Below are 20,156 nucleotides of genomic sequence, written 5' to 3'. Positions count from 1 at the left end.
AGAAGCCGGCCATCTTGAGCAGCCCGCGAAACTTCTTCACCGCGCCCGCCTTGGGAGCGAAGACTTCTTGCCCCAGGTGCATGTGCGGGTCCAGGGCCTCGCGGGCGATGAAGAGGCGCATGATCTCGGAGGAGCCTTCGATGATCGTGTTGATGCGCGCGTCACGCATGATGCGTTCGACCGGGAAGGGCTTCTCGCCCCGGGCCCGCAGCGAGTCGGCCGTCTCGAAGCCGCGACCGCCGCGGATCTGCAGGGTCTCGTCGATGATCCGCCAACCCCGCTCCGAGCAAAAGAGCTTGGCCATCGCCGCCTCGAGGCGGATGTCGCGCCCGCCCAGGTCGACCAGGGCCGAGGCGTACCAGGTCATGGCCTCCATCGCGAAGGCGCTGGCGCTCATCCAGGCCAGCTTGGCCGCGACCGCCTCGTGCCTGCCGATCGGCGCGCCCCACTGCACCCGCTCGTTGGCCCAGTCGCGGGCGATGTTGAGGCACTGCTTCGCCCCGCCGGTGCTGGCGGCCGGGAGCGTGAGCCGCCCGGTGTTGAGCGTGACCAGGGCCAGTTTCAGGCCCCGGCCCAGGCCGAGCAGGATGTTTTCTTTCGGGACCTTCACGTCGCGGAAGCGGAGCAGGCCGTTCTGGATGCCCTTCAGGCCCATGAAGTCGCAGCGGTGCACGACCTCGAAGCCAGGGGTATCCGTCTCGACGATGAAGGCGGTGATGTCCTTGGGGCCGGTCTTGGCCATCACCACCAGGATGTCGGCGACCGGGCCGTTGGTACACCAGAGCTTTTCCCCGTTGATCAAATAGAAATCGCCGCCGTCCACCGGCGTCGCCGTGGTCTTCATCTGGGCGGGGTCGGAGCCGACGGAGGGCTCGGTGAGGGCGAAGGCGCTGATCGCCCCCTCGCGGAAGCGGGGCAGGAATTTACGCTTCTGCGCCTCCGTCCCGAAGAGCTTCAGGGGCTGCGGGACCCCGATGCTCTGGTGGGCGGAGAGCCAGACCGCGGTGTTGCTGCAATAGCTCGCCACGGCCATAATCGCGCGGTTGTAGTTGATCTGGGAGAGCCCGAGTCCGCCGTAGGCCTGCGGGATCTTCATCGCGAAGGCGCCCAGTTTCACCAGGCCGTCGACGACCTCGGCGGGCATCGCGCCGCTGCGGTCGATCTCGTCGGGATCGACCTTGGCCTTGAGGAAGGCCGTGAGCTCGGCGATGTAGCGGTCGCCGGTCTCGCGGTCCGCGGGGTCCTGCTCGGGGAAGGGCAGCACCCAATCGGGATGGAAGCGGCCCATGAAGAGCTCGCCGACGAAACTGGGGTTCTCCCAGGCCGTCTCGCGGGCCGCCTCGGCGACTTCCATCGCCTCTTTCTTTCCTTGGCTTTCTCGTTCATCGGGGAGAGCGGACATGGCGTACCTCCCTGCGCCGCGAGGTAACGCGGCGCCTAGCGTATCTTTTGGCCGAGGGCCTCCGAAAACCGCTCGACCACCTGCCCATTGATGGCGCTGACCATGATGAAATCTACCATGACCGGATCCCGGCGGCCACGGTCTTCGAGGATCTCGATCTCGTAGCGCAGGTCGCCGTTGCGGGGATAGTCGGTGAACTTATAGTGCAGCTTCTTGCGCGCCGCGAGCCTTTGCACGTCGGGCAGGGCCTTGACCTGGGCGAGGGCCTCGGCCTCGCTTACCAGCGGCTTGGGCCGGGGCCGCGAGGCGGAGGGCATGTAAGGCAGGGCGCTGTCCTTGGTCAGCTTCACTTCCTTGACCGTCCCCTTCCCCACCTTGCGGTTGCGGTAGGAGAAGTCCATCCACCAGAGCGCCCTCTCCTTGGTGTCGAAGAGCATGCCGACGACGTACTTACCGGGAGGCAGGCCCGCGTAATGGTCGCTTTGGTCGACGCCGTCGCCGGGGACCTTGACCATCAGCTGCTGGATGAAACGCTGCAGCTCCTCCGCCTGCTTGCGACTGGAGAAGCTCCCTTTCAGGACGAGGTAGAGGGTCTCATTTTGCGGGATTGGGATCTCGGTCACCCAATGCGGAAGGCCGCCGCTGGGCTTCTTCCCGGCGGCGTTGACGCCCGGGGCCGAGAGGACCACGAGGGCCAGAAAACCGATCAGCTTGGCGGCGAGGGCATGGCGCTTCATAGGTCTAGCCGAAAATAGATGCCTCGCGCAAAAAAGGCAACCGCGAGAAATCGGCGAAGGAATCGATCAAATAATCGGGCTCGTAGGCCAGCAGCTCCTCGCGCGGCCTAAAGCCGTAGCTGACCGCGCAGGTGGCCAGGCCGGCCGCGCGGCCGCACTCGATGTCGACGTGGGAGTCCCCCACCATGACCCCTGGGGCGGGGGCGCCTAAGTCGCGGAAGATCGGACGGAAAACTTCGGGGTCGGGCTTTTGGATGGGCAGGGTGTCGCCGCCGATCAGCCAGCGGAAGTGGGAGCGCACGCCCAGGCCTTCTAGGATCTTTTGGGAAAACAGCTCGGGCTTATTTGTCACTACCGCCTTGGGCAGGTGCCGGTACTCTTCGAGAAATTCCAGGACGCCCGGATAGAGCCGCGTTTGGTCGAGGAGGTGGTCGTGGTAGCGATTCCAAAAGGTGAGAAAGACGCGGCCCAAGGCCTCGTCGCTGGGATTGCCCAAGGCGTCGCGCACCAGGGTCTTGGCGCCGTGACCCACCAGCTCCTCGATCTTCTTGTCGGGAAGCGTCGCGAAGCCCTCCCGCTCCAGCGCGTAGTTGAGGCTGTCGGCGATATCCTTTTTGGAGTCGATCAGGGTGCCGTCGAGGTCGAAGATGAGAACGGGAGACATAGGACCCGGGCTATACGCGAGGCGTCGGTGGAAAGCAACCGCGGGGGCGAACCTTGTGGCTAAGTCCCGCTTATTTTGTAGAGCTAAGTGACTTTTTCCTTTTGCCCCGTCCGCCCCCGGGGCGAGGGGGATATGCCCTGCGCGACACGGTCGGGCCCCTCAGGCCGGGGCCCGCCCTCCGCAGAAAGATCGAAATTATATAGGCCTTAAGGTGTTCGATCTTTCTGAGGGTCGCGCAAGGCATATCCCCCTCGCGCCGTGGGCTCTTGCAGTTAGGGAGAGGCTGTACGATACGCCCCTACAGGGACTTCTCTAATAGAGGAACCGGGATCGCGCCGCAGCGGAGGACGGCATCGTGAAATTTCCGCAGCGAAAATTTCGCACCCCACCGCTTCTTCAGCTTCTCGCGCAGGGTCTTAAGCCGCAGCATCCCCGTCAGGTAGCTCTGCGGCACCGTCGGGCGCATCGTGTACCAGTTGACGTCGGCGCGGGCGGAGACGGGGCTCATCTTCAGCTCGCGCGCCATGAAGCGCACCGCCTCCGCGTCGCTCATCGCCCGCGTGTGCAGGTTGACGTCGACGATCACCCGGCAGGCCCGCCACAGCTTGTCCTTCAGCTGGATCAGCCTTCCCCAGGCGTCGTAGCAGCCCGCCTCGTACATCATCTCCTCGCAGTACAGGGCCCAGCCCTCGTAGAAACTGCTGCAGTTGTAGGTGCGCATCATCCAGCCCGGCGCGTGGCGCTGGACGGCGAACTGTAAGTGATGCCCCGGATAACCCTCGTGCAGGGCGGTGACGCGGAGCGCGCCGAAATTGTGCTCGCCGAGCAGGGCCTCGGCCTTCCGCGGGTCCCGGACCGTGACCGGCGTGACGAAGAAGGTGCCGCGGTTCGCACCGCGGAACATCGGCGGATCCACGTAAGCCGCGAAGGGGATCGTACTGCGCGTGAAGGCGGGCGTCTCGATCACCTTCAGGCTCTCTCCGCGCGGCAGGGTGACCAGGCCGCGCTCCGCGACGAAGCGCCGCAGCCGCCGCGTCTCCCGGCGATAGACGGAGAGCAGGTCGCCCGCCTTGGGGTGGCGGCGCTTCGCCTCTTCCGCCAGGCGATGCCAGGGCTTCTTCGGGTCGATCGCGCGGGCCTGGGCCTCGAGCTGCTCGAGCGTCGCGGCGAACTGCCGCTCGCCGAGAGTTTTCAGCTCCGCCGCGCTGAGGTCGTAGCGGTGGTAGGTCTTGAGCAGATACTCGAAGTCGGCCCGCCCCACCGCGTAGTCCCCGTCGGACCGCTTGGCGAGCGGCCCGCGCAGGAACTTAAGCAGGTCTCCGCCCGCGGCCTCCGCCTCGGCGCAGGCGGCGAGGATCTCCCGGCGCCGCTTGGGCGCCAGGCGCAATAATTCCCCGCGAACCTCGCGCAAAAAGCCCAGGTAGCCCTCGCACTCCTCGAGGGCGATCCGTGTCCATAATTTCGGAGGCCGTCCCAAGTTCCCCATGGCGGCGGCGACGACCGAGCGCGCGCCCCGCAAACGGGCCAAGGCGGCCTCGACCTTGCCGCCCTTGGAAGGGATGCGCAGGAAGACGTACCAAAGCCCGTAGATCAGCTCGCCCACGTAGAGGGAAGGATCTTGGCGGTACTTGCGCCACTCGCCCCACTCCTTGAGGCGCAGGGCGAGATCGCTCCTCAGCAGCTCGAACTCGAGGCGATCGTCGGTCCAGGCGGCGCCGGGGCGGACCCCCCGCCCTTCGGCCTCGATCCCGCGCAGGGCCGCGAGGTGGCGCTCGATCCGCGCCTCAGAGAGGTCCGCGCTGCGCGAGGCGTAGCGCTCCTCGCCCAGGGCCCCCGCCCAGACCGGCTGGAAGTCCATCAATTCCTTGAGGTAGGCCCGCACCAGGCCCGCGACGTTATCCGACATGGATTTTTTCCCTTTTCATTACCCGAAAATTCGAGAAAGGTTACGGCAGGAGCGTATTTCGTGGCCAAATGTCTTTATTGTCAAGAAAAGGCCGGTTGGTTTCAGGCCGTCTGCGGCGACTGCAAGGCGATGCTCGCCAAGTTGCAAGAGCTGGGAACGGGCTTTTCCTTCCGCGACCTGCTGGACGCCCTGATGGCGACCTCGGCCTCCAACGCCAAGATCGAAAAATTCCTCGACGCCGACCTGCGCGGCCAAGGCAGCATCCGCGACATGATCACCGCGCGCATGACCAACGAGCTGGCCATGCGGGTGGGACAGCCCACGGACACCGACTCGCTGAAGGTCAAGCAGATCCGGGAAGAAGAGAAGAAACGGCCTCAGATCCCGCTCAAGCCGGGTCAGTGCGACCCGATGCGGAGATAGCCGCCTCCGGCGCCACGCCGAAGACCCCCGCCAAGGCGGCGGCGTTCAGCGGCCGCGTCAAGAACGTCGCGAAGTCCTCGCGCTGCGGCATGGATTCGGCGAAGGCCAGGGTCAAATAACTCGACAATCCGATCCAACGGGTCCCGCCTTGGGCGCGACTGAGCGGCTCGAGCGTCTCGCGCGCGGCCTCTTGGCGGGCGAGGTGCTGCACGCCCTCGACCTCGATGACCGTCACCCGCGGGCCGAAATAGTCCTGCACCGCTCGGCGCGTGCCCTCCTCGGCGGCGATCAGGATGACGGCCTCTTCCAAGGGCGCCGCCGCCGGAGCCGGGGTCTCCGCGACGACCGGGATTAATGGAGGGCTGGTCGCCTCCGCAGCGGCGACGAGGTCTCCGACGGCCGGCTCAGGGCGAGCGAGGGGAGTGACCTCCGCCAGGCGGGGCTTGGCCTTAGGCGGCCTCGAGGCCGCCACCCGTGCCGGACGGGAGGGCTTTTTTTTTACGGGGGGGTTCGTCTCGGCCTTGGCCGCGACCGGCAGGACCAGCTGGCGCCGCGAAGAGCGGCGCATCTGGACGTCGAGCCGGTCAAGCTTGAGCTCCAAGCGATCCAGGCGCTGCGCCAGCTCGTCGACCGCCATCGTGCTGGCGATGCCCAAAAACTGGCAAAGTTTGAGTTTAAGGCTGGGGATAAGGCGAATCGAATAGACGTTCATAGCCGGATAGGCCTCCGCATCGGACATAGGTATGGACTGGATTTTGACCTGGAAGAGGCCTCCCTCATGTCACCGGGAAGAAGACTTGTCAACCGTTAACGCGCCGCTCGAAAGAAGAGCTTGAGGCGCTGGACGGCCTCGTCGAGGCGCTCGATGGAGAAGACGAAGCGGTAATGCCCGCGCACCCGCGCCCAGTCCTCGGCGTGCACCTTGAGGCCCGCCTCGCTGTAGAGCAGCTCGTGCAGGTTTTGCGGCGTGATCGTGGCAGTGCCGCCGCCGCGCAGGCGCAGGCTGCGGCCGTGCAGGTAGCTTAAGTCGGCGAACAGGGCGTAACCGCCCTGGACCGGCGTCACCGGCAGGTGGCGCTCGCTGAACACGGATTCCAGGGCCATGGCCTTGGAGCTTAAATAAAAGCGGTGCGATTGGATCAGCTCCTGCCAGCGACCCAGATATTCCGGAGCGGCGGCCAGGGCCAGGGGATCGGGGACAGCCAGCAGCTCGGCGCGCATCGCCTCGGCCAGGGCCGGATTGGGCGTCGCCGCGTAGCCGAAGCGCAGACCGCCGGCGGCGAACTCCTTCGAGACCCCGCCGAAGGCGATCAGCCTCGGCCCCAGCTCGGGGGTCAAGATTTGCAGGGAAGGCGTCCGTCGCCCGCGGACCCGGCCGAAATCCAACATGCCGAAGACGTCGTCAAACATCAGGTAGCCGCGTCCGGCCCGGATCGCGCCGGCGATCTCCCGCCACTGCTCGGCGCTGTAGTATTGACCCGCGGGATTCGTCGGCTCGTTGAGGAGCAAGGCGGGCGCCCAGCGCGACCCCTTGTCGTTGGCGGGCAGCGGAATCATGCCGGGCCTGGCCAAGAAGCGATCCTCCGCGCGGGTCGCGAACTCGGCGGCGCGCCCGCCCGCGATCTCGATGGTGGGATAGAACAAGCCGTAGCTCGGCTGCGGAACCGCCACCTGCACGCCCTTGCCCTCCACCGCGCCGATGGCCCGGATCGCGGCCTCCAGCGCGGGATGGACCCCCGCGGCGAGGACGATCTGGTCCGGTGCGAAGTCGACGCCGCGGCTCTCGCGCAGGTATCGCGCCACCGCCGCCCGCGCCTCGGCTTCCAGGGCCTCGCGGGGCCGGCCCAAGGCCTCCAGCAGCGCGGTATCGAGGCGCAGCGGCGCCCGCCACTCCGACTCCCCGAAACTCATATCGATGGGATCGGGATGCTCGGCCTTCGGCGCGCTCTCAAAGGCCGCCCGCGAGCTTAAGGCGCGCGACACGGGAGAGTCGGGTAAAGAAGGCGCCAAAACGGGCTCGATGGAGCCGTGCAAGGCGCTTCCCGGAAGGATACCTCGGGGCAGTTCCCTTAAAAATCGCAAGTAGGCGCCCTGCACCAGACTCGAGGCCCGCGAATAGGTAACGTCACCGTAACGGGCGAGCGAGCCATGAATCGCGGAGTTGGCGGTCATCGCGACCGCCAAGGGAAAGGCCGGGCTTTGGTAGCGCCGATCCAGCGACTGAACGAGGTGGATGTAGGGCAAGGCCTCGGGGTGTTCGCTCAAATATTGTGCCGCGGGATGGGCTCGTCCCGGCGCCGGCAGCGGGTGATCCTCTAGGACCACGACGTGACTGCGGCGCTCCACCGCGGCGGCGAAAAGCGGGAAAAATTCCTCGCCCGCGGCCCAGGCCTCGCGCGGCAGGCGCAACACGAGCCCGTCGGGCCGCTGCGTCTCCACGGCATTCTGCAAGGCAAGCGGATCCGGGCGCATCGGGATAACGTTCAAACGCCGCAGGCCGGCCGGCGGCTCCGCGTCGGCGGCTCCGCCGTAGAGCACGCGCCCGCCTTCCGGCAGACCGACCCTCAGCAGGCCCTCGAGCAATACGTCGGAGGAAGGCCCCAGGAAAAGCAGGTCGGGCGGCAGACGGACGCCCCATTCGGGCGCCAGTTCGGCGGCCAAGGCCTTGCGCAGGCCCTCGTGCTCGCTGCCGGGGTCCGGCGTGTAGCCGAGGCGCGCCGGCTGCGCGGTCTCGGCGGCCAGGGCCGAACGCAGCAGGTTCGCGTAGGGGCGGCCCTCGGTCAGGTACAGCATGTGGTAGACCTCGGGGCGCCCCACCGCCTCGGCGGCGGAGATCGGGGTGTTGGGATCTTCCTTGAGGAAAAATTCGAAGCGCTGCCGGTTGCCGGCCTCGAGGCGGGCCAGCTCGGAGAAATCGGTGGTCGGGTCCTGTTGGATCAATTGCCCGTATCGGACGCCGGGGTGAAAACCGCGCCGCGCCAGCAGGTCTTCCAAGATCGGCCGTCCGGGCCTGCCGCCCAAGTTGAACAAGATACGGCCATCTTCGGTGAGTCGCTCCCGCGCCTGGCCCAGGGCGCGGTCGATCAGGCCCAAACCGTAGCGATCCCAGTAGGTGCCCTCGCTGGGGTAGTAATCGGCGACGGCGCGCAGGCTCTCGACGCCGCCGTTGCGCGGCACCTGCGGCAGGCAAGCGAGGATGAGGTCCGCCTTCATCCCTTCCGGCAGCGGTGCCAGGAGGTCGCCGGTCCGGAAGCTCACGCCCTGGACGCCGTTGAGGGCTGCGTTGAGGCGCCCGACCACCGGGGCATGAGGATTGCGGTCGACGCCGACCACCTCGCTGGCCAAGCCCAGTTTGGCCGCGAGGATCGAAACCCAGCCCGTCCCCGAGCCGATCTCGACGGCGCGCTTCACCGCGAGGGGATTCCGGCGGAATTCTTGGACGATGCCTTCGGCGAAAACGCGCGACCACTGCTCGGGCAGGAAGGTGGTCGGCAGACTGACGATGGTCAGCGGGTCGCGAACGCCGGGGATGTTGTAGCGGCGGGCGAGGATCCCCTGCCCCTCCGGCATCCGATCGGTCAGGGAGACCAAGCGCTCGACGGCCTCCCTGGCAAAGGGCGCCTCGCCAGAATCGCGGAGCCGGGCCTCCAAGACCTGCGCGACCATCAGCGCCTGCGCCTCGCCCTCGCGGCTGGTCTCGAGCAGGCGCATCGCCCAGAGCGTTGGGGTCTCGCCGGCTAGGGGGGCGAGCGCGGCGGAGACTCGAGGAGGTTCGGCGGCCGCGGCCTTGGGCGAAGCGGCGTCGCGCCATTCCGCTTCGGTGTAGGGCCGGCGGATTTCCACCGGCGTCCGCAGGTGTTCGCCGGCGTCGAACCGGAGGCGCATGCCGAGGCGCGGACCGTCCGCCAGGACGACGACGCCTCCCGCCGGATCGGCGACGCTTTGCGAGCGCGTCAACTCTTTTCGGCCCCGAGGACTGCGCAGGAAAGACTCCCAGCCTCGAAGGTTGGCGTTTTCGTAGAGGGCGCGCCGCAACTCGGGCACAAAATGCTGTTGCACGCTGTGGGCCCGGGGCGTGCCGCGCTCGATGCCCACTTGGATTTCGGAAGGCGAAGCGAAATGAGGGCGACCGCTCCAATCCTCGGAATAGGCGCGAAACGTTTCGGAGGCGCGCAAACGCCCGACAAGCTGAGGGTCGCGCTCGAGCAGCTCGCCGAGAATGCGGATGGCGGATCGCCACTCCTGGTGGTCGCGGGAGGCAAGCTTTTCCGCGATGCGGGAGTAGCCGCGCTCGCCGGACGACAGGAGGTCGTGAATCAGGTCGCGAAGGGCTCGAACCTCGACCTCGCGACCCCGCTCGGCGACTTCCAAGAAGAGACCCCGCCAGGGCCGGGCCTGGGCCGAGTCCCCGCCGCCCTCGCCCTCCATCATCATCAGCGAAGGGCGGGAGAGGAGCGACTCGAGGGATTCGCGTCCGCCGACGCGGGGACCGGAGGCCGTCGCCAGGGCGGGCCGCCATCCCAGCCCTGTTTCCAGAGGCGGCCGGGGAAACCGCGGCCGGGCCGCCAGATCTTGCAGGCGAAGGTCCATCTCGCGCACCCGTCCTGCCCAACCGGGCCCCAGCAGCTGATGGCTCAGGCGTCCGCCGACGTTGAATTGCAAGAGCATGACCAGGGAATCGAGCAAAGTGGTCGCGCCGTCCACAGGCCGGCGCAGGCCGGCGGCCTCTTCCAAGCGATGCCCGAGGACGATGCCGGCGAACATCCCCGTCTGGTGGAACAGCGTTTGTAGGGGCCGTTCGCGAAGGGCCCCCGCGGATCCCGCGATGCGACGATAGGCCGAACTCGCGCCAAATCCCGTCAGCTTCAAGGCCCCCAAGGTCAGCCCGGCGCCGGCCAATTCGTGAACATTGGTCGCGAGATCCCAGGACTGCGAACCGGGAGCGGCGAATTCCCTGAGCCCCTTCCCCGTCGCCCAGAAAGCCGGGATTTCGAGTAGAAACGCGCCGCCGGAAGCGAGGGCGCGAGCGCCGAATCCCTGAGTGAGAAAATTTCGCGTCGGCGAGGCCAGGAGGCGCGACAGGAAGGACGCGCGCGAAAGCGTGAAGACCGCCGAGCCCGCCGTCATCGCGAGCAGCATCGTCGGATCGGAGGCCTCGCGGGCGAAGCGCCGGGCGAGGAACTCGAAGCGCGGGCCCGCGGCGCCGCGGCCGAGGATGGCCTCGAGTCGGCGTTGCGCGCGTTCCCCAAGCGGCCGGAGCTGTTCGGCCCCCGCGACCGCGGTATAAAGCTCGGCCGCGATTTCCAAATCTCCCGCCGCCTCTCGACGCATGCCGAGGCCCAGCAACCCCTCGAAGAAAAGCTGAGGATCCGTCTCCCGTGCGAGCGAGTCCAGCTCCGCGCGCAGCGCGCCGCGGCTTCGCTCTAAGAGCGGCCTTAAGATGTCGGAGAGATTCGAGCCAGGCGCCGCCTCGGCGGAAACATTCCAACCCCGCCGGGTTCGCCCCGCGCCCTCGCCGGGAAACCCTGGAAACATATTACCTTAATGAAAACAGGTGGTTAAACTTTCGGTATTTCGCGTTTAGACTCGGCGCGGCGAGGGAAAAGTTGCGTGCCCCAAGGAAAAGAAACAAGGGATCTCGAAAGCAAATGCCGCCGGCGGGTATCACAGACCCCCACCGCCGGCGGCATCGCGTTTTGCCACTGTCGAGCCTGCGGCAACCCCCAGCCGCAAGCGGACTATTGAGGGTTCGTGGCCGGGACTAGAACGGGCTCGGGACGCGTCGGGTCGGGATAGGCCTCGAAGTCGGCCTCGCGATCCAGGTCTTTCAATCCGTACTCGAAGGGATTGAAGGCCGGCGCCAGCCGGTCGTCGGCGGCCTGCAGGATGCCCAGTAGGATGACGCCCTTGGTCAGCTTGTCCAGACCCTTGCCGCTCAGTTCCGCGGCCTTCTTCAGTTGGGCCGACTGCGCGGCGCTCAGCGGCGGCAGGTCCTTAAAGAGGAAGGTCTTCAAGGACTCGCCCATGCGATCGAATATTTTCCCGATGCGACCCGCGGGCCTTTCGAATGGCTTGCCGAGCAGCGCGAACTGATTCGCTTCGACCCCGGCCGCAAGCCTCGCATCCTTCCAGATGCCGATTGGGACCAACTTGCGAGCCCAGCCGGCCTTGCCCAAGGGCGAGAGCCTGGCTAAGAAGGAACCCTCGCCCCACCAGACGCGCGCCACCTGACCCCATCCCTGCAAGCGTCCCAAGGTGAAGGCGTCGCCGAGACTGCCCAAGCTTTTGGAACCGAGGTTCAGGACCAAGGCGCCGTCGACCATGCGACCGACCATCTGCATCTCGGCCTCGTCGCTCCAGGCCCGCCACTGGGTCGGCTCACAGAAGGCTCCGCCCAGGCAGAAGATATTCGTCAGGCCCACCGCGGCCATGTTGTTGAAGCCGCCCAAGGGGTCGCCGTTCATGTCGGCCAGGCTCGCGCGCGCGCCCTGATGCAGCGTCTCGTCGAAGGCGGCGTCTCCGGTGGCCGCCTTGACTCCCAGGAAGCGGAAGAGGGTACGCGCGATGTAGAGGTTGTTGCGCCGGCCGCTGTAGTTCCAAAAACTGGAAAACCAGCCGGCCGAGGTGTTGCCGCCTCCGTAGCCGAGAAAACCCGGGCGCTCGGCCTGGGCGAACTCCTCGAGCTTTTGATAGGCCTCCTTGCGGTCGTCCAGGGCGAGGATCGAGTTAAGGCGCGTCGCGGCGAGCTCGTCTTCGAGGATCGCGACGGTGGCGGCGTCCAATTTCCTCAAGGCCTCGTCGAGGCGCCCTTCCAAGGCCCAGGCCTCTCCCTGGGCGACACCCTCGGCGATCGCCTGCTTCAAGGCCGCGATGGCCTGGGCGCGCGTCTCGTAATTGGAACGCGCCGCCGCCTCGGCCAAGGCGTCGCCTTGCAGCACCGGGGCCTCGCCCCAGAGGCGTTGGACGCCGTAGGGGACGAAGGCCAAGACGTTCGTCGCCGTCTTGGTCAGGCTGTTCAGCGAAAACACCGAATGCGCCTGGCGGACCTCGTCGACCAAGATCCCGTAGTTGTACTGCTCGAGCAGGTCGAGGATGGGACGGAAGCTCAGCTCGGCCTTGAACTCGCGCATGTTCTCCGCGAGAGGGCGATAGCGGCGGGCCATCAGGTCCTCGACGCTGGCCAGGAATTTTTCCGGGTCCACCGAGGCGGCCTGCTCCTCCGCGAGGCCGGCCTTCAGCAGGGCTTGGGCCTCGGCGAGATCGAGGGTTTTGTTCTTATCCAGATCGGCGTCCCGCAGGGTCTCGACCCAAGCCCGCTCCTCCTCGAGGCTTCGGGCCTCCGTCGTGCCCTTTCCGTCCAAAATTCGCTTGAGCTCGCCGACGCTCTCGCCGGTCCAGGGATCGATCCCCTTCTCGACGATCAAGTCGGTCCCCACAAAGCGAGGCGCGGCCTCCTCGGGGGAGAGTCTCAGCAAGTTTTCCAGATACAAAACATCCAAGGCCTGGATGTCGACTTTTTCCGGCTTCGGCGGCGTCATCGTGTCCCCTTCGCGTGATTCGGCGACGCCGAGAGAGGCCCCGCGCGACGGACGAAGGCCCGACGCGCCGCGCTTCGCCGAGCGGCGCCAGGCCCGGGACGCAGGGCGGCCCGAGCGGTGATGGAATTGGCACGAATGGTCGGTGGATTGTGAAAGCTGGAGTGCTGAACTTTCGGTACCGGGTACCGTTTGTGCCCCTGCCCCCGGCGAAAAACCGAGGGACCCTCTATTAGAGGGCTGTTGAAAAACTGACTTTATTCCCGCCGGAGTAAATCCGGCTTCATACACCGCCCAAAAATCCTTCGGATTTTCGGGGCCCGCCAATCCGCCTACGGCGGCTTGGCCCGACAACCGGTGGTTTTTCAACAGCCTGTCAGCAAAGGATTTATCGACAAGCCCTACGTCGCGTTGCTAAAAAATCGGGCCCATGTCCTTCCGCGACCCGCTCAACCGCTTCGTTTACCTTTTTCCCCTCTGGGTCAGCATGGCCGCGGGCCTCTCCCTTTGGCGTCCGGGCCTGTTCACCTGGTTTTCCGGGAACCTCATCTCGATCGGCCTGGGCGTCATCATGCTGGGGATGGGGCTGACCCTGCAGGTCGAGGACTTCCGAAGGGTCTTGAGATGTCCCGCCTGGGTGCTGACCGGCGTCGCGCTGCAATACACGATCATGCCATTTTTAGGTTGGGCGCTGAGCGACGCCTACGGGCTGCCGGCGCCCTTGGCGGTGGGGCTGATCTTGGTCGCCTGCTGCCCGGGCGGTACGGCCTCGAACGTCATCTCTTATCTGGCGCGGGTCGACGTCGCGCTGTCGGTGACGATGACCTCGATCACGACCCTGATGGCGATCGCGGTCACCCCCCTGCTGACGGCCTGGCTGGCCGGGAGCCGCATCGAGGTGAACGCCTGGGGACTTTTCTTCAGCACGCTTCAGGTGGTCTTGATCCCGGTCGCGGCGGGGGTCCTGCTGAACCGGCTCCTGCCGCGCTTCACCCGCCGCATCCTCCCGGCCGCGCCGGCGGTCGCGGTGATCGCGATCACCCTGATCGTCGCCAGCATCATCGGGGCGGGGCGCTGCGAGATCCTCGCGGCGGGCCCGAAATTGATTCTGGCGGTATTTTCCCTTCATGCGGCGGGCTTCCTGCTGGGATACATTTTCAGCCGCCTGATCCTCCGCGCCGAGATCCCCGCGCGCACCATCTCGATCGAGGTGGGAATGCAGAACAGCGGCCTGGGCGCCGTGCTGGCGCGGCTGAACTTCGCGGACCCCCTGGTGGCCATCCCCAGCGCGATCTCCAGCCTGTTTCACTCGGTGATCGCGAGCGCGCTGGCGGGGGTATGGCGCAATAGGCCTGCGCAAACCATGGCGGGCACAAAATCCGTAGGGGCCGTTCACGAACGGCCCCTACCGCAAAGACCCCGCGCTTGAAACATTATTTTAGAAATGCCATGAGGCCCGAATGAACTGGAACACCCAAGTCAAAATCAAGGTCCGCTTCGCCGACGTCGACATGATGGGGCACTTGAACAACGCCAAGTACGTCACCTACCTCGAAGAGGGCCGCGTCGCCTATTTCCAACAATTCCCCGAGCTGGACTTCACGGTCGGCGACCCCGAGTCCCGGGACAGCGTGATCGTCGCCTCCCTCCAGCTCGACTACCGCTCACCCGCCTACCTCAATGAGACGCTGGTCGTCGCCCTGCGCACCGTCGAGATCAAGCGCTCGAGCTTCGTCATCGCGTACGAGGTGAAGGAAGAGAAATCCGGCCGCCTGGTGGCGACGGCGCGGACGGTGATGGTGTATTTCGATTACCGCATGCAGAAGAGCCTGGAGATTCCGGAGGGGCTGCGCGGGAGGTTCGAGGCGGTGGAGGGGCGCGAGTTTCCCAAACCGTAGGGGCGAACCTCGTGTTCGCTCCTACTTGTAAAGGATCTCCAAAACCTCGAATTCCTTCTCCCCCCGCACCGTCTTGAGCTTGACCAGGTCGTCGACCGTCTTGCCGATCAGCGACTTCGCGAGCGGCGATTCGACCGAGATGCGCCCCGCCTTCACGTCGGACTCGTGAACGCCGACGATCTGATAAGTCACCTCTTCCCCCGAATCCGTGTCGCTTAGGCGCACCGTCGCGCCGAACACGACCTTCTCGTGGTCCAAGCCCGCCGGGTCGATCACCTGGGCGCAGGCGATGATCTCCTCCAGCTCGGCGATGCGGCCGGCGATGTGGGACTGGCGTTCCTTGGCGGCGGAGTACTCGGCGTTTTCCGAGAGGTCGCCGTGGGCGCGGGCGACCTCGATGTCGCGGATGTTCTCGATCTTGTCGACGGTCTTCAGCCGCTTCAGCTCCTCTTTGAGCTTCGCGAGTCCGTCGGGAGTCATGGGGATGGGGGCGCGCATAGGGGGTCCTACCAGATGAGATTGTATTGTTTGGCGTCGGCGGCGGGCGTCGTGGCCTTGGCCTCCAAGTCCCATTCGACCTGGACGCTCTTCCGGTCGCTGCCGTCGCGGGTCATGTAATACACGTGGCCGTGCTTGAGCCCGTAGTCGTAGACCTCTTTGGTGATCTTCACGTCGTTGAGGCAGTAGCTCTTCAGCAGGTCCCACTTCCCTTCCCGGAAATAATCGATGGCATCGAGGCCGTGGCCGGTCTTGCCGATGTTGAGCGTGGCGAGCGCCACGCTGTCCAAGCTGACGCGGTGCCCGATGCGATTGGCGATGTCCTCCATCAGGTCGAGCATCGGCAGCTTGGCGGTGTCGATCTTGCAGTAGCGCTGCAGGACCGGAAAGTCGAACTTACGGATGTTGAAGCCGACGATCAGGGGCGAGTCGATCAATAAGTTCTCGAAACGGTGCAGCTCGCCCTCAAGGAAGCACTCGTAGCGGTCCTCGTCGTAGCGGTAGGCTCCTAGGACGCTGATGAGGAGGTCTTCGTAGTTGCGCCCCCCGACCTCGTCGAAGGTCTTTTGGGTCTCCAAGTCGAATACCAATTTTGTGCCGCGAGACATGTCTCACCTCCGGCGCAAGGGCCCCCGCCCTCACGCGAAATTAGCGAGAAAAGCTTGGGGATCCAGCCCCTGAAAATCCTGGATGTATTGCTTGGCCCCGGGCAGGGCCAAGGGCGCGAAGGAGGTCGTGACCGCCACCGCCGGCATGCCCGCAGCGGTCGCGGCCTCGATGCCCCAGATGGAATCCTCGAAGACCAGGCATTCCGCGGGCAGCAGCAGATCGGCGCTGGCGACGTAATCGCGATTGAGCAGCTGCATGCCCTTGTCGTAACCCTCGGGGTCGGGCTTGCCATGCTCGATGTCCTCGGCCGCGACGATGGCGCTGAAGGCGTCGCGCACCTGACCGCGCGTCAGCATCATCTCGATCTCGCGCCGCAGGGCGCCCGAAACGACGGCCAGGTAGTACGTGGGCGCCAGGGCCCGGATGAAATCCAACACGCCGGGGACGAAGGGGGTGTTGGTCGCCATCTCCTCGTCGTAGTACTTCGACTTGCGCGCGATCATCTCCTGGATCTTGGCTTCGGCCTTGGGCTTTCCGGCGTCCTTGGCCGCCGCGGCAAAACAGTCGAAGTCGTCCATGCCCAGGTATTTGGCATAATAATCCTGCTTGGCAAGGTCGACTCCCTCTTCTTTCAGCACTTTTTGGAAGAGGCGAAGGTGCACGGGCTCGTCGTCGACGATCACTCCGTTGAAATCGAAGAGTACGGCGCGGATCATAGGGGGCCTTTGGGTAGCGTCGCCAAGGCCTCGCGGGGGATGTTGCCGTCCGGCACCTCGGCCATGAATTTCTCCACGCTGCGCAAGACCAGTTCTTGGCATTGGGCGTTGGCCTCGCCGATGCGGACGGGGGCGGCCAGGGGCTTGAGCCCCATCGAGCGACGGTACTTGTTGTTGACCTCCACCTGGAAATAGACCTTGTCGCCAGCCTCGCTCCACCAGGGCCTGTGCAGGTTGAGGTACTTGCTCTTCGCGCTGCGGTAGTCGAGGCCGCAGCGCTCGCGCTTGGCGAGGTCGTAGACCTGGAGATAGCGGCGTCCGACCGAATCCTCTTCCTCGAAGACCACGCGGCGGCCGTCCGCGGCCCAGACCGGCGCCAAGGCCTGCGCGTCGAAGCTGAGCGCCACCTGGTGCAGCTCTTTTTTTCCGAGGTCGTAGACTCCGCTCCAATCGCTCAGGCTGCCGTCGACGCTGAAGGCCAGGTAGGAACCGTCGGGGCTTAAGGAAATATAGGAAAATCGCTGCTCGCCGAAGGCGACGTTGGGATGCGCCTCGCTGTGGGTCGGCAAGTCGGAGGCCCTCAGTAGCACCTCGGAGGCGAAGGGGATCACCGTCTTGCGGATCACGGCAGGGTCGCTGGGATCGATGAAGACGGCCTCCTCGGCCGCGTTAAGTGGCGCCGAACGCGCGAGGCCGGCCACGAGCAAGGTCCCGAGAAAGAAAAATGTGCGGCCGAACTTCATCCCACCACCAGGCGTTGCGAACGAGAAGAACCGATCCGGTTCACCGGATCGGTTTGGAATTAATGTGGAGCGGAGGAGGATCGAACTCCCGACCTACGCATTGCGAACGCGTCGCTCTCCCAGCTGAGCTACCGCCCCTTCATAAAATTATACGCCCCCAGGAGGAATCGAACCTCCGCACATGGCTTCGGAGGCCAATGCTCTATCCACTGAGCTATGGGGGCCGAAGAAAACGGGATTCCTCCGTAGCGGACTTAGTAAATATAAACCTTTAAAAACACAACACCCTTTTATTCCTTGGACACCAGGGGCGGGGCTACTAACCCCATCTGCGGTTCCATGAATTCGACCGGCTGGGTCTTGACCTGGACATTGCCGTGCACCCGGACCTGGCAGGCCAAGCGAAGGTGGGGATTGGTGTAATCCTTGAGCTGCTGCTCTTCCATGGCGGTACGGGGATTCAGGTCGACGGGGTTTTTGGCGTAGACCTCGACCAGACAGGTGCCGCAGAGGCCCTGTCCCCGGCAATTGATCAGCTTATTAATGCCTCGGTAGAGGGAAATGCCGTTGGCCTGGGCCAACTTCCGCAGATTTTGCCCGGCATTCACATTGAGGGTCTTGCCCTCCCGCTCAAAATAGACCAGCGCCATCGCATCTCCTTGAAAAGAGAAAAAAGCCGCCCTCCTATAAAGTTAGGGCCCTCGTTAGTCAATGAAGAAGCGAGGGAAACCGCCCGCGGCCTAGACCTCGTCTAAGCGAAAGAGCTTGCGCACCAGGGCCGAATAATCCGGCTGGTCCGCCTCGGCCCCCCGCTCTTTCAGGGCGACCATGGGATCGTGGAGGATCTTGTTGACGATGGCGTAGGCCATGGCCTCCACCGCCTCGCGGCCGGCCTCGTCCAGCTGGGGCATCCGCTGGAAGGTCTTGTCCAGCTCGCGGCGGCAGATCGCGTCGAACTTCTTGGAGAGCGAGGAGAGGGTCGGCACCACCGCCAGGCCGCGCAGGATTTTCGCGAAGTCCTCGACCTCGGCCTCCAGCAGGTACTCGGCCCGTTCGGCCTCTTTCACCCGCTCGTTCTTGTTGGCCTCGACCACCTGTCCCAGATCGTCGATGTCGTAGAGGTAAATGTTGTGGATGTGGTTGACCTCGGGCGAGACGTTGCGGGGGACGGCGATGTCGATGAAAAACATCGGGCGGTTCTTCCGCTGCTTGATCGCCTCCTGCACCTTGGCCGGAACGACGATGTAGTCCTCGGCGGAGGTCGAGGTGACGACGATATCCGCGTCGGCCAGCCACTTGTCGAACTTGTCGAAGGGGATGGTCTCGCCGCCGACCTTGCGGGCGACCTCTTCCGCCCGCTCGGGCGTGCGGTTGGCCAGATACAAGGTCTCGATGCCGGCCCCCTTCAAGTGGCGAATGGCGAGCAGGCTCATCTTGCCCGCGCCGAGGATCAAGGCCTTCTTGCCGGCCAGGTCGCCGAAGATCTGCTTGGCCAGGACCACCGCCGCGTAGCTCACCGAGACCGGGTGCGAGCCGATGGAGGTCTCGGCGCGCAGCTTCTTGGCGACGAAGAAGGCGCGGTGGAAGAACTTGTTGAGCAGGGTCCCCGTCGTGCCCGCCTCGCCGGCCGCCCGGTAGGCGTCTTTCATCTGCCCCAGGATCTGCGGCTCGCCGACGATCATCGAGTCGAGGCTGGCGCTGACCCGGAAGCCGTGCCGAATCGCCTGCTCGCCCTCGAAAAAGTAAGTGTGCTGCTCGAAGGTTTTTTCGGGAACGCCTTGAAATTCGGAGATAAAACGCGAGAGCTGCTGCCGGGCCTGCTGGGGGTGTTTGGAGGCTCCGTAGACTTCGACGCGGTTGCAGGTGAAAACGGCCAAGGCCTCCTCGACATGCGGTAAGGCGGAGGCCCTGGTCAAAAATTCGCCCACCCGGGCCTCGGAGATCGCGAAGCGTTCGCGGATCCCGATGGGCGCCGACTTGTGGTTCAGACCTAGGACGAAGAGATGCATCAGTTATGCCTTACACCCAAGAAGGTAAAAACTATCACAACAAATCCGAGCAGGGATAGCAAGATCCCCCGCCGCCCCCGCCAGCCGGCGGCGATCCGGGCCTGCAAAAAAAGGGCGTAGATCAGCCAGGCTATGATCGACCAAAGCTGGCGGGCGTCCTCAAAAAAATAAAAGCCGGTCACGGATTTCGCCCAGGCCGCCCCGGTGACGATGCCGCCGGTGAGCAGGACGAAGCCCACGGTCAGGGCCTTGGCGTGGATCTGCTCGACGGAGTCCAGGCTGGGCAACCGCAAAAAGAGCTTAGGCGAAACCTTATACTTCAGTTGAAACTCCTCGATTATAAAAAGAATTCCCAAAACGAAACTCACCGCGAAGATGGCGAAGGCGAGGAAGCTGAAGATGATGTGCACGCTGCCCCAGGGGCTGTGCATGATCGCCCGCCCCGCCTCGTAATTCTCCGAGGAGAACCAGGCCAGCAGGTAGAAGACCGAGATCAAGGGGAGGATCATCGCCCCCACCAGGGAGAAGCGATACTTGAGGTTGAGCAGCAGGAAGAAGGCCGCGGCCACCCAGGCGCTGAGGGCGTAGCTGGAGAAGCTGTCGATCAGGAAGGGGTAGCCGTTCTTGATAAAGAGCAGGACCAGGAGGACGGTCTCGAGCAGCCAGGAGATCAAGGTGAAGCGCACCGCGAACTTCGCCAAGGAGGCGCGGGTGAAGATCAACTGCAGGAGATAAAGGATCCCTGCGGTCAGATAGAGTCCGAAAGTGACGATAAAGAGGGTACGGTTCATAGGGGCGCCTAGGGCCCCGCAGCCTTAGTCAAAAAGCCCTTTTAAATCAATCGGGATTACGGGCGACCGAGGCCCAGCCGCGGATCAGGCGCCGCTTCAGCTTGGGCGCCGCCTTCCGGGCCTGTTTGAGCCAGCGCGGCAGGGCCCGCTGGAGCCGGCGCCGCAGGAAGACGGTCAGGGCCGGCCGGGCCTTGGCCTCGGAGAAGGCGACCGTGAGGCCCGACC

17 protein-coding genes and 2 tRNA genes are annotated in these 20,156 nt (G+C 65.1%); 3 read left to right on the top strand and 16 right to left on the bottom strand.

Annotation, left to right across the window (positions count from 1 at the left end; genetic code table 11):
* The 4 genes from FBR05_11730 to FBR05_11715 form a co-directional block, all read right to left on the bottom strand.
* On the bottom strand, nt 1-1,402 hold a 1,402-nt coding region (locus FBR05_11730; protein ID MDL1872853.1), incomplete at its 3' end, for a DNA polymerase II.
* A 35-nt stretch (nt 1,403-1,437) separates the two neighbouring features.
* Nucleotides 1,438-2,139, bottom strand: coding sequence for a hypothetical protein (locus FBR05_11725; protein MDL1872852.1), 702 nt, complete (start codon nt 2,137-2,139; stop codon nt 1,438-1,440).
* Between the two features lie 4 nt (nt 2,140-2,143).
* Nucleotides 2,144-2,803, bottom strand: coding sequence for an HAD family hydrolase (locus FBR05_11720; protein MDL1872851.1), 660 nt, complete (start codon nt 2,801-2,803; stop codon nt 2,144-2,146).
* Between the two features lie 298 nt (nt 2,804-3,101).
* Nucleotides 3,102-4,709: a DUF885 domain-containing protein gene (locus tag FBR05_11715; GenBank protein ID MDL1872850.1), complete on the bottom strand. Its 1,608-nt coding sequence runs from the start codon at nt 4,707-4,709 to the stop codon at nt 3,102-3,104.
* Nucleotides 4,710-4,769: 60 nt separating this feature from the next.
* Between FBR05_11715 and FBR05_11710 the strand changes: the two genes are divergently transcribed.
* Entirely contained in the window at nt 4,770-5,132 is a 363-nt protein-coding gene (locus FBR05_11710) for a hypothetical protein (GenBank protein MDL1872849.1), read from the top strand.
* Here the strand turns inward: FBR05_11710 and FBR05_11705 are convergent.
* The 3 genes from FBR05_11705 to FBR05_11695 form a co-directional block, all read right to left on the bottom strand.
* Nucleotides 5,098-5,844: a hypothetical protein gene (locus tag FBR05_11705; protein MDL1872848.1), complete on the bottom strand. Its 747-nt coding sequence runs from the start codon at nt 5,842-5,844 to the stop codon at nt 5,098-5,100. The two genes, FBR05_11710 and FBR05_11705, sit on opposite strands and share 35 nt — an antisense overlap.
* Nucleotides 5,845-5,939: 95 nt before the next feature.
* A complete protein-coding gene (locus tag FBR05_11700) occupies nt 5,940-10,667 on the bottom strand; it encodes an aminotransferase class I/II-fold pyridoxal phosphate-dependent enzyme (GenBank protein MDL1872847.1) in 4,728 nt (1,575 codons plus the stop codon).
* 203 nt (nt 10,668-10,870) lie between these two features.
* A complete protein-coding gene (locus FBR05_11695; protein MDL1872846.1) occupies nt 10,871-12,670 on the bottom strand; it encodes a hypothetical protein in 1,800 nt (599 codons plus the stop codon).
* A gap of 427 nt (nt 12,671-13,097) precedes the next feature.
* Between FBR05_11695 and FBR05_11690 the strand changes: the two genes are divergently transcribed.
* Entirely contained in the window at nt 13,098-14,096 is a 999-nt protein-coding gene (locus FBR05_11690; GenBank protein MDL1872845.1) for a bile acid:sodium symporter family protein, read from the top strand.
* Nucleotides 14,097-14,127: 31 nt separating this feature from the next.
* Nucleotides 14,128-14,565 (top strand): acyl-CoA thioesterase, encoded by a 438-nt coding sequence (locus tag FBR05_11685; GenBank protein MDL1872844.1) that lies wholly within the window; start codon nt 14,128-14,130, stop codon nt 14,563-14,565.
* Between the two features lie 21 nt (nt 14,566-14,586).
* On the opposite strand, the gene greA is transcribed toward FBR05_11685, so the two are convergent.
* The 9 genes from greA to FBR05_11640 form a co-directional block, all read right to left on the bottom strand.
* Nucleotides 14,587-15,045 carry a transcription elongation factor GreA gene (gene greA, locus FBR05_11680; protein MDL1872843.1) on the bottom strand — a complete coding sequence of 153 codons (459 nt, stop codon included), beginning with the start codon at nt 15,043-15,045 and terminating at the stop codon, nt 14,587-14,589.
* A 26-nt stretch (nt 15,046-15,071) separates the two neighbouring features.
* Nucleotides 15,072-15,671 (bottom strand): helicase, encoded by a 600-nt coding sequence (locus tag FBR05_11675; GenBank protein MDL1872842.1) that lies wholly within the window; start codon nt 15,669-15,671, stop codon nt 15,072-15,074.
* Between the two features lie 30 nt (nt 15,672-15,701).
* Nucleotides 15,702-16,490 carry an HAD family phosphatase gene (locus FBR05_11670; protein MDL1872841.1) on the bottom strand — a complete coding sequence of 263 codons (789 nt, stop codon included), beginning with the start codon at nt 16,488-16,490 and terminating at the stop codon, nt 15,702-15,704.
* Nucleotides 16,385-17,131, bottom strand: coding sequence for a hypothetical protein (locus FBR05_11665; protein ID MDL1872840.1), 747 nt, complete (start codon nt 17,129-17,131; stop codon nt 16,385-16,387). Before FBR05_11665 ends, FBR05_11670 begins: the two co-directional genes overlap by 106 nt.
* A gap of 65 nt (nt 17,132-17,196) precedes the next feature.
* Nucleotides 17,197-17,269 (bottom strand) — tRNA-Ala (locus tag FBR05_11660).
* Between the two features lie 14 nt (nt 17,270-17,283).
* Nucleotides 17,284-17,355 (bottom strand) — tRNA-Arg (locus FBR05_11655).
* A gap of 66 nt (nt 17,356-17,421) precedes the next feature.
* Entirely contained in the window at nt 17,422-17,781 is a 360-nt protein-coding gene (locus tag FBR05_11650; protein ID MDL1872839.1) for a 2Fe-2S iron-sulfur cluster binding domain-containing protein, read from the bottom strand.
* 90 nt (nt 17,782-17,871) lie between these two features.
* Complete coding sequence (locus FBR05_11645; GenBank protein MDL1872838.1) at nt 17,872-19,140, bottom strand: glutamyl-tRNA reductase; 1,269 nt, start codon at nt 19,138-19,140, stop codon at nt 17,872-17,874.
* The gene (locus FBR05_11640) at nt 19,140-19,931 is read right to left on the bottom strand and encodes a hypothetical protein (protein MDL1872837.1); all 792 of its coding nucleotides are present in this window, start codon (nt 19,929-19,931) and stop codon (nt 19,140-19,142) included. The genes FBR05_11645 and FBR05_11640 overlap by 1 nt, the downstream gene beginning before the upstream one ends.
* Nucleotides 19,932-20,156 lie beyond the last annotated feature (225 nt).

The organism is Deltaproteobacteria bacterium PRO3, assembly GCA_030263375.1.
In the GTDB taxonomy this organism is placed as follows: domain Bacteria; phylum UBA10199; class UBA10199; order DSSB01; family DSSB01; genus DSSB01.
This window is presented reverse-complemented; position numbering and strand designations above follow the sequence as displayed.

Coding starts and splice junctions, on each gene's coding strand:
- FBR05_11670 (MDL1872841.1), bottom strand. CDS start 16,490: ATGCCAAGAACTGGTCTTGCGCAGCGTGGAGAAATTCATGGCCGAGGT.
- FBR05_11725 (MDL1872852.1), bottom strand. CDS start 2,139: ATGAAGCGCCATGCCCTCGCCGCCAAGCTGATCGGTTTTCTGGCCCTC.
- greA (MDL1872843.1), bottom strand. CDS start 15,045: ATGACTCCCGACGGACTCGCGAAGCTCAAAGAGGAGCTGAAGCGGCTG.
- FBR05_11695 (MDL1872846.1), bottom strand. CDS start 12,670: ATGACGCCGCCGAAGCCGGAAAAAGTCGACATCCAGGCCTTGGATGTT.
- FBR05_11700 (MDL1872847.1), bottom strand. CDS start 10,667: ATGTTTCCAGGGTTTCCCGGCGAGGGCGCGGGGCGAACCCGGCGGGGT.
- FBR05_11690 (MDL1872845.1), top strand. CDS start 13,098: ATGTCCTTCCGCGACCCGCTCAACCGCTTCGTTTACCTTTTTCCCCTC.
- FBR05_11675 (MDL1872842.1), bottom strand. CDS start 15,671: ATGTCTCGCGGCACAAAATTGGTATTCGACTTGGAGACCCAAAAGACC.
- FBR05_11685 (MDL1872844.1), top strand. CDS start 14,128: ATGAACTGGAACACCCAAGTCAAAATCAAGGTCCGCTTCGCCGACGTC.
- FBR05_11705 (MDL1872848.1), bottom strand. CDS start 5,844: ATGAACGTCTATTCGATTCGCCTTATCCCCAGCCTTAAACTCAAACTT.
- FBR05_11720 (MDL1872851.1), bottom strand. CDS start 2,803: ATGTCTCCCGTTCTCATCTTCGACCTCGACGGCACCCTGATCGACTCC.
- FBR05_11640 (MDL1872837.1), bottom strand. CDS start 19,931: ATGAACCGTACCCTCTTTATCGTCACTTTCGGACTCTATCTGACCGCA.
- FBR05_11645 (MDL1872838.1), bottom strand. CDS start 19,140: ATGCATCTCTTCGTCCTAGGTCTGAACCACAAGTCGGCGCCCATCGGG.
- FBR05_11665 (MDL1872840.1), bottom strand. CDS start 17,131: ATGAAGTTCGGCCGCACATTTTTCTTTCTCGGGACCTTGCTCGTGGCC.
- FBR05_11650 (MDL1872839.1), bottom strand. CDS start 17,781: ATGGCGCTGGTCTATTTTGAGCGGGAGGGCAAGACCCTCAATGTGAAT.
- FBR05_11715 (MDL1872850.1), bottom strand. CDS start 4,709: ATGTCGGATAACGTCGCGGGCCTGGTGCGGGCCTACCTCAAGGAATTG.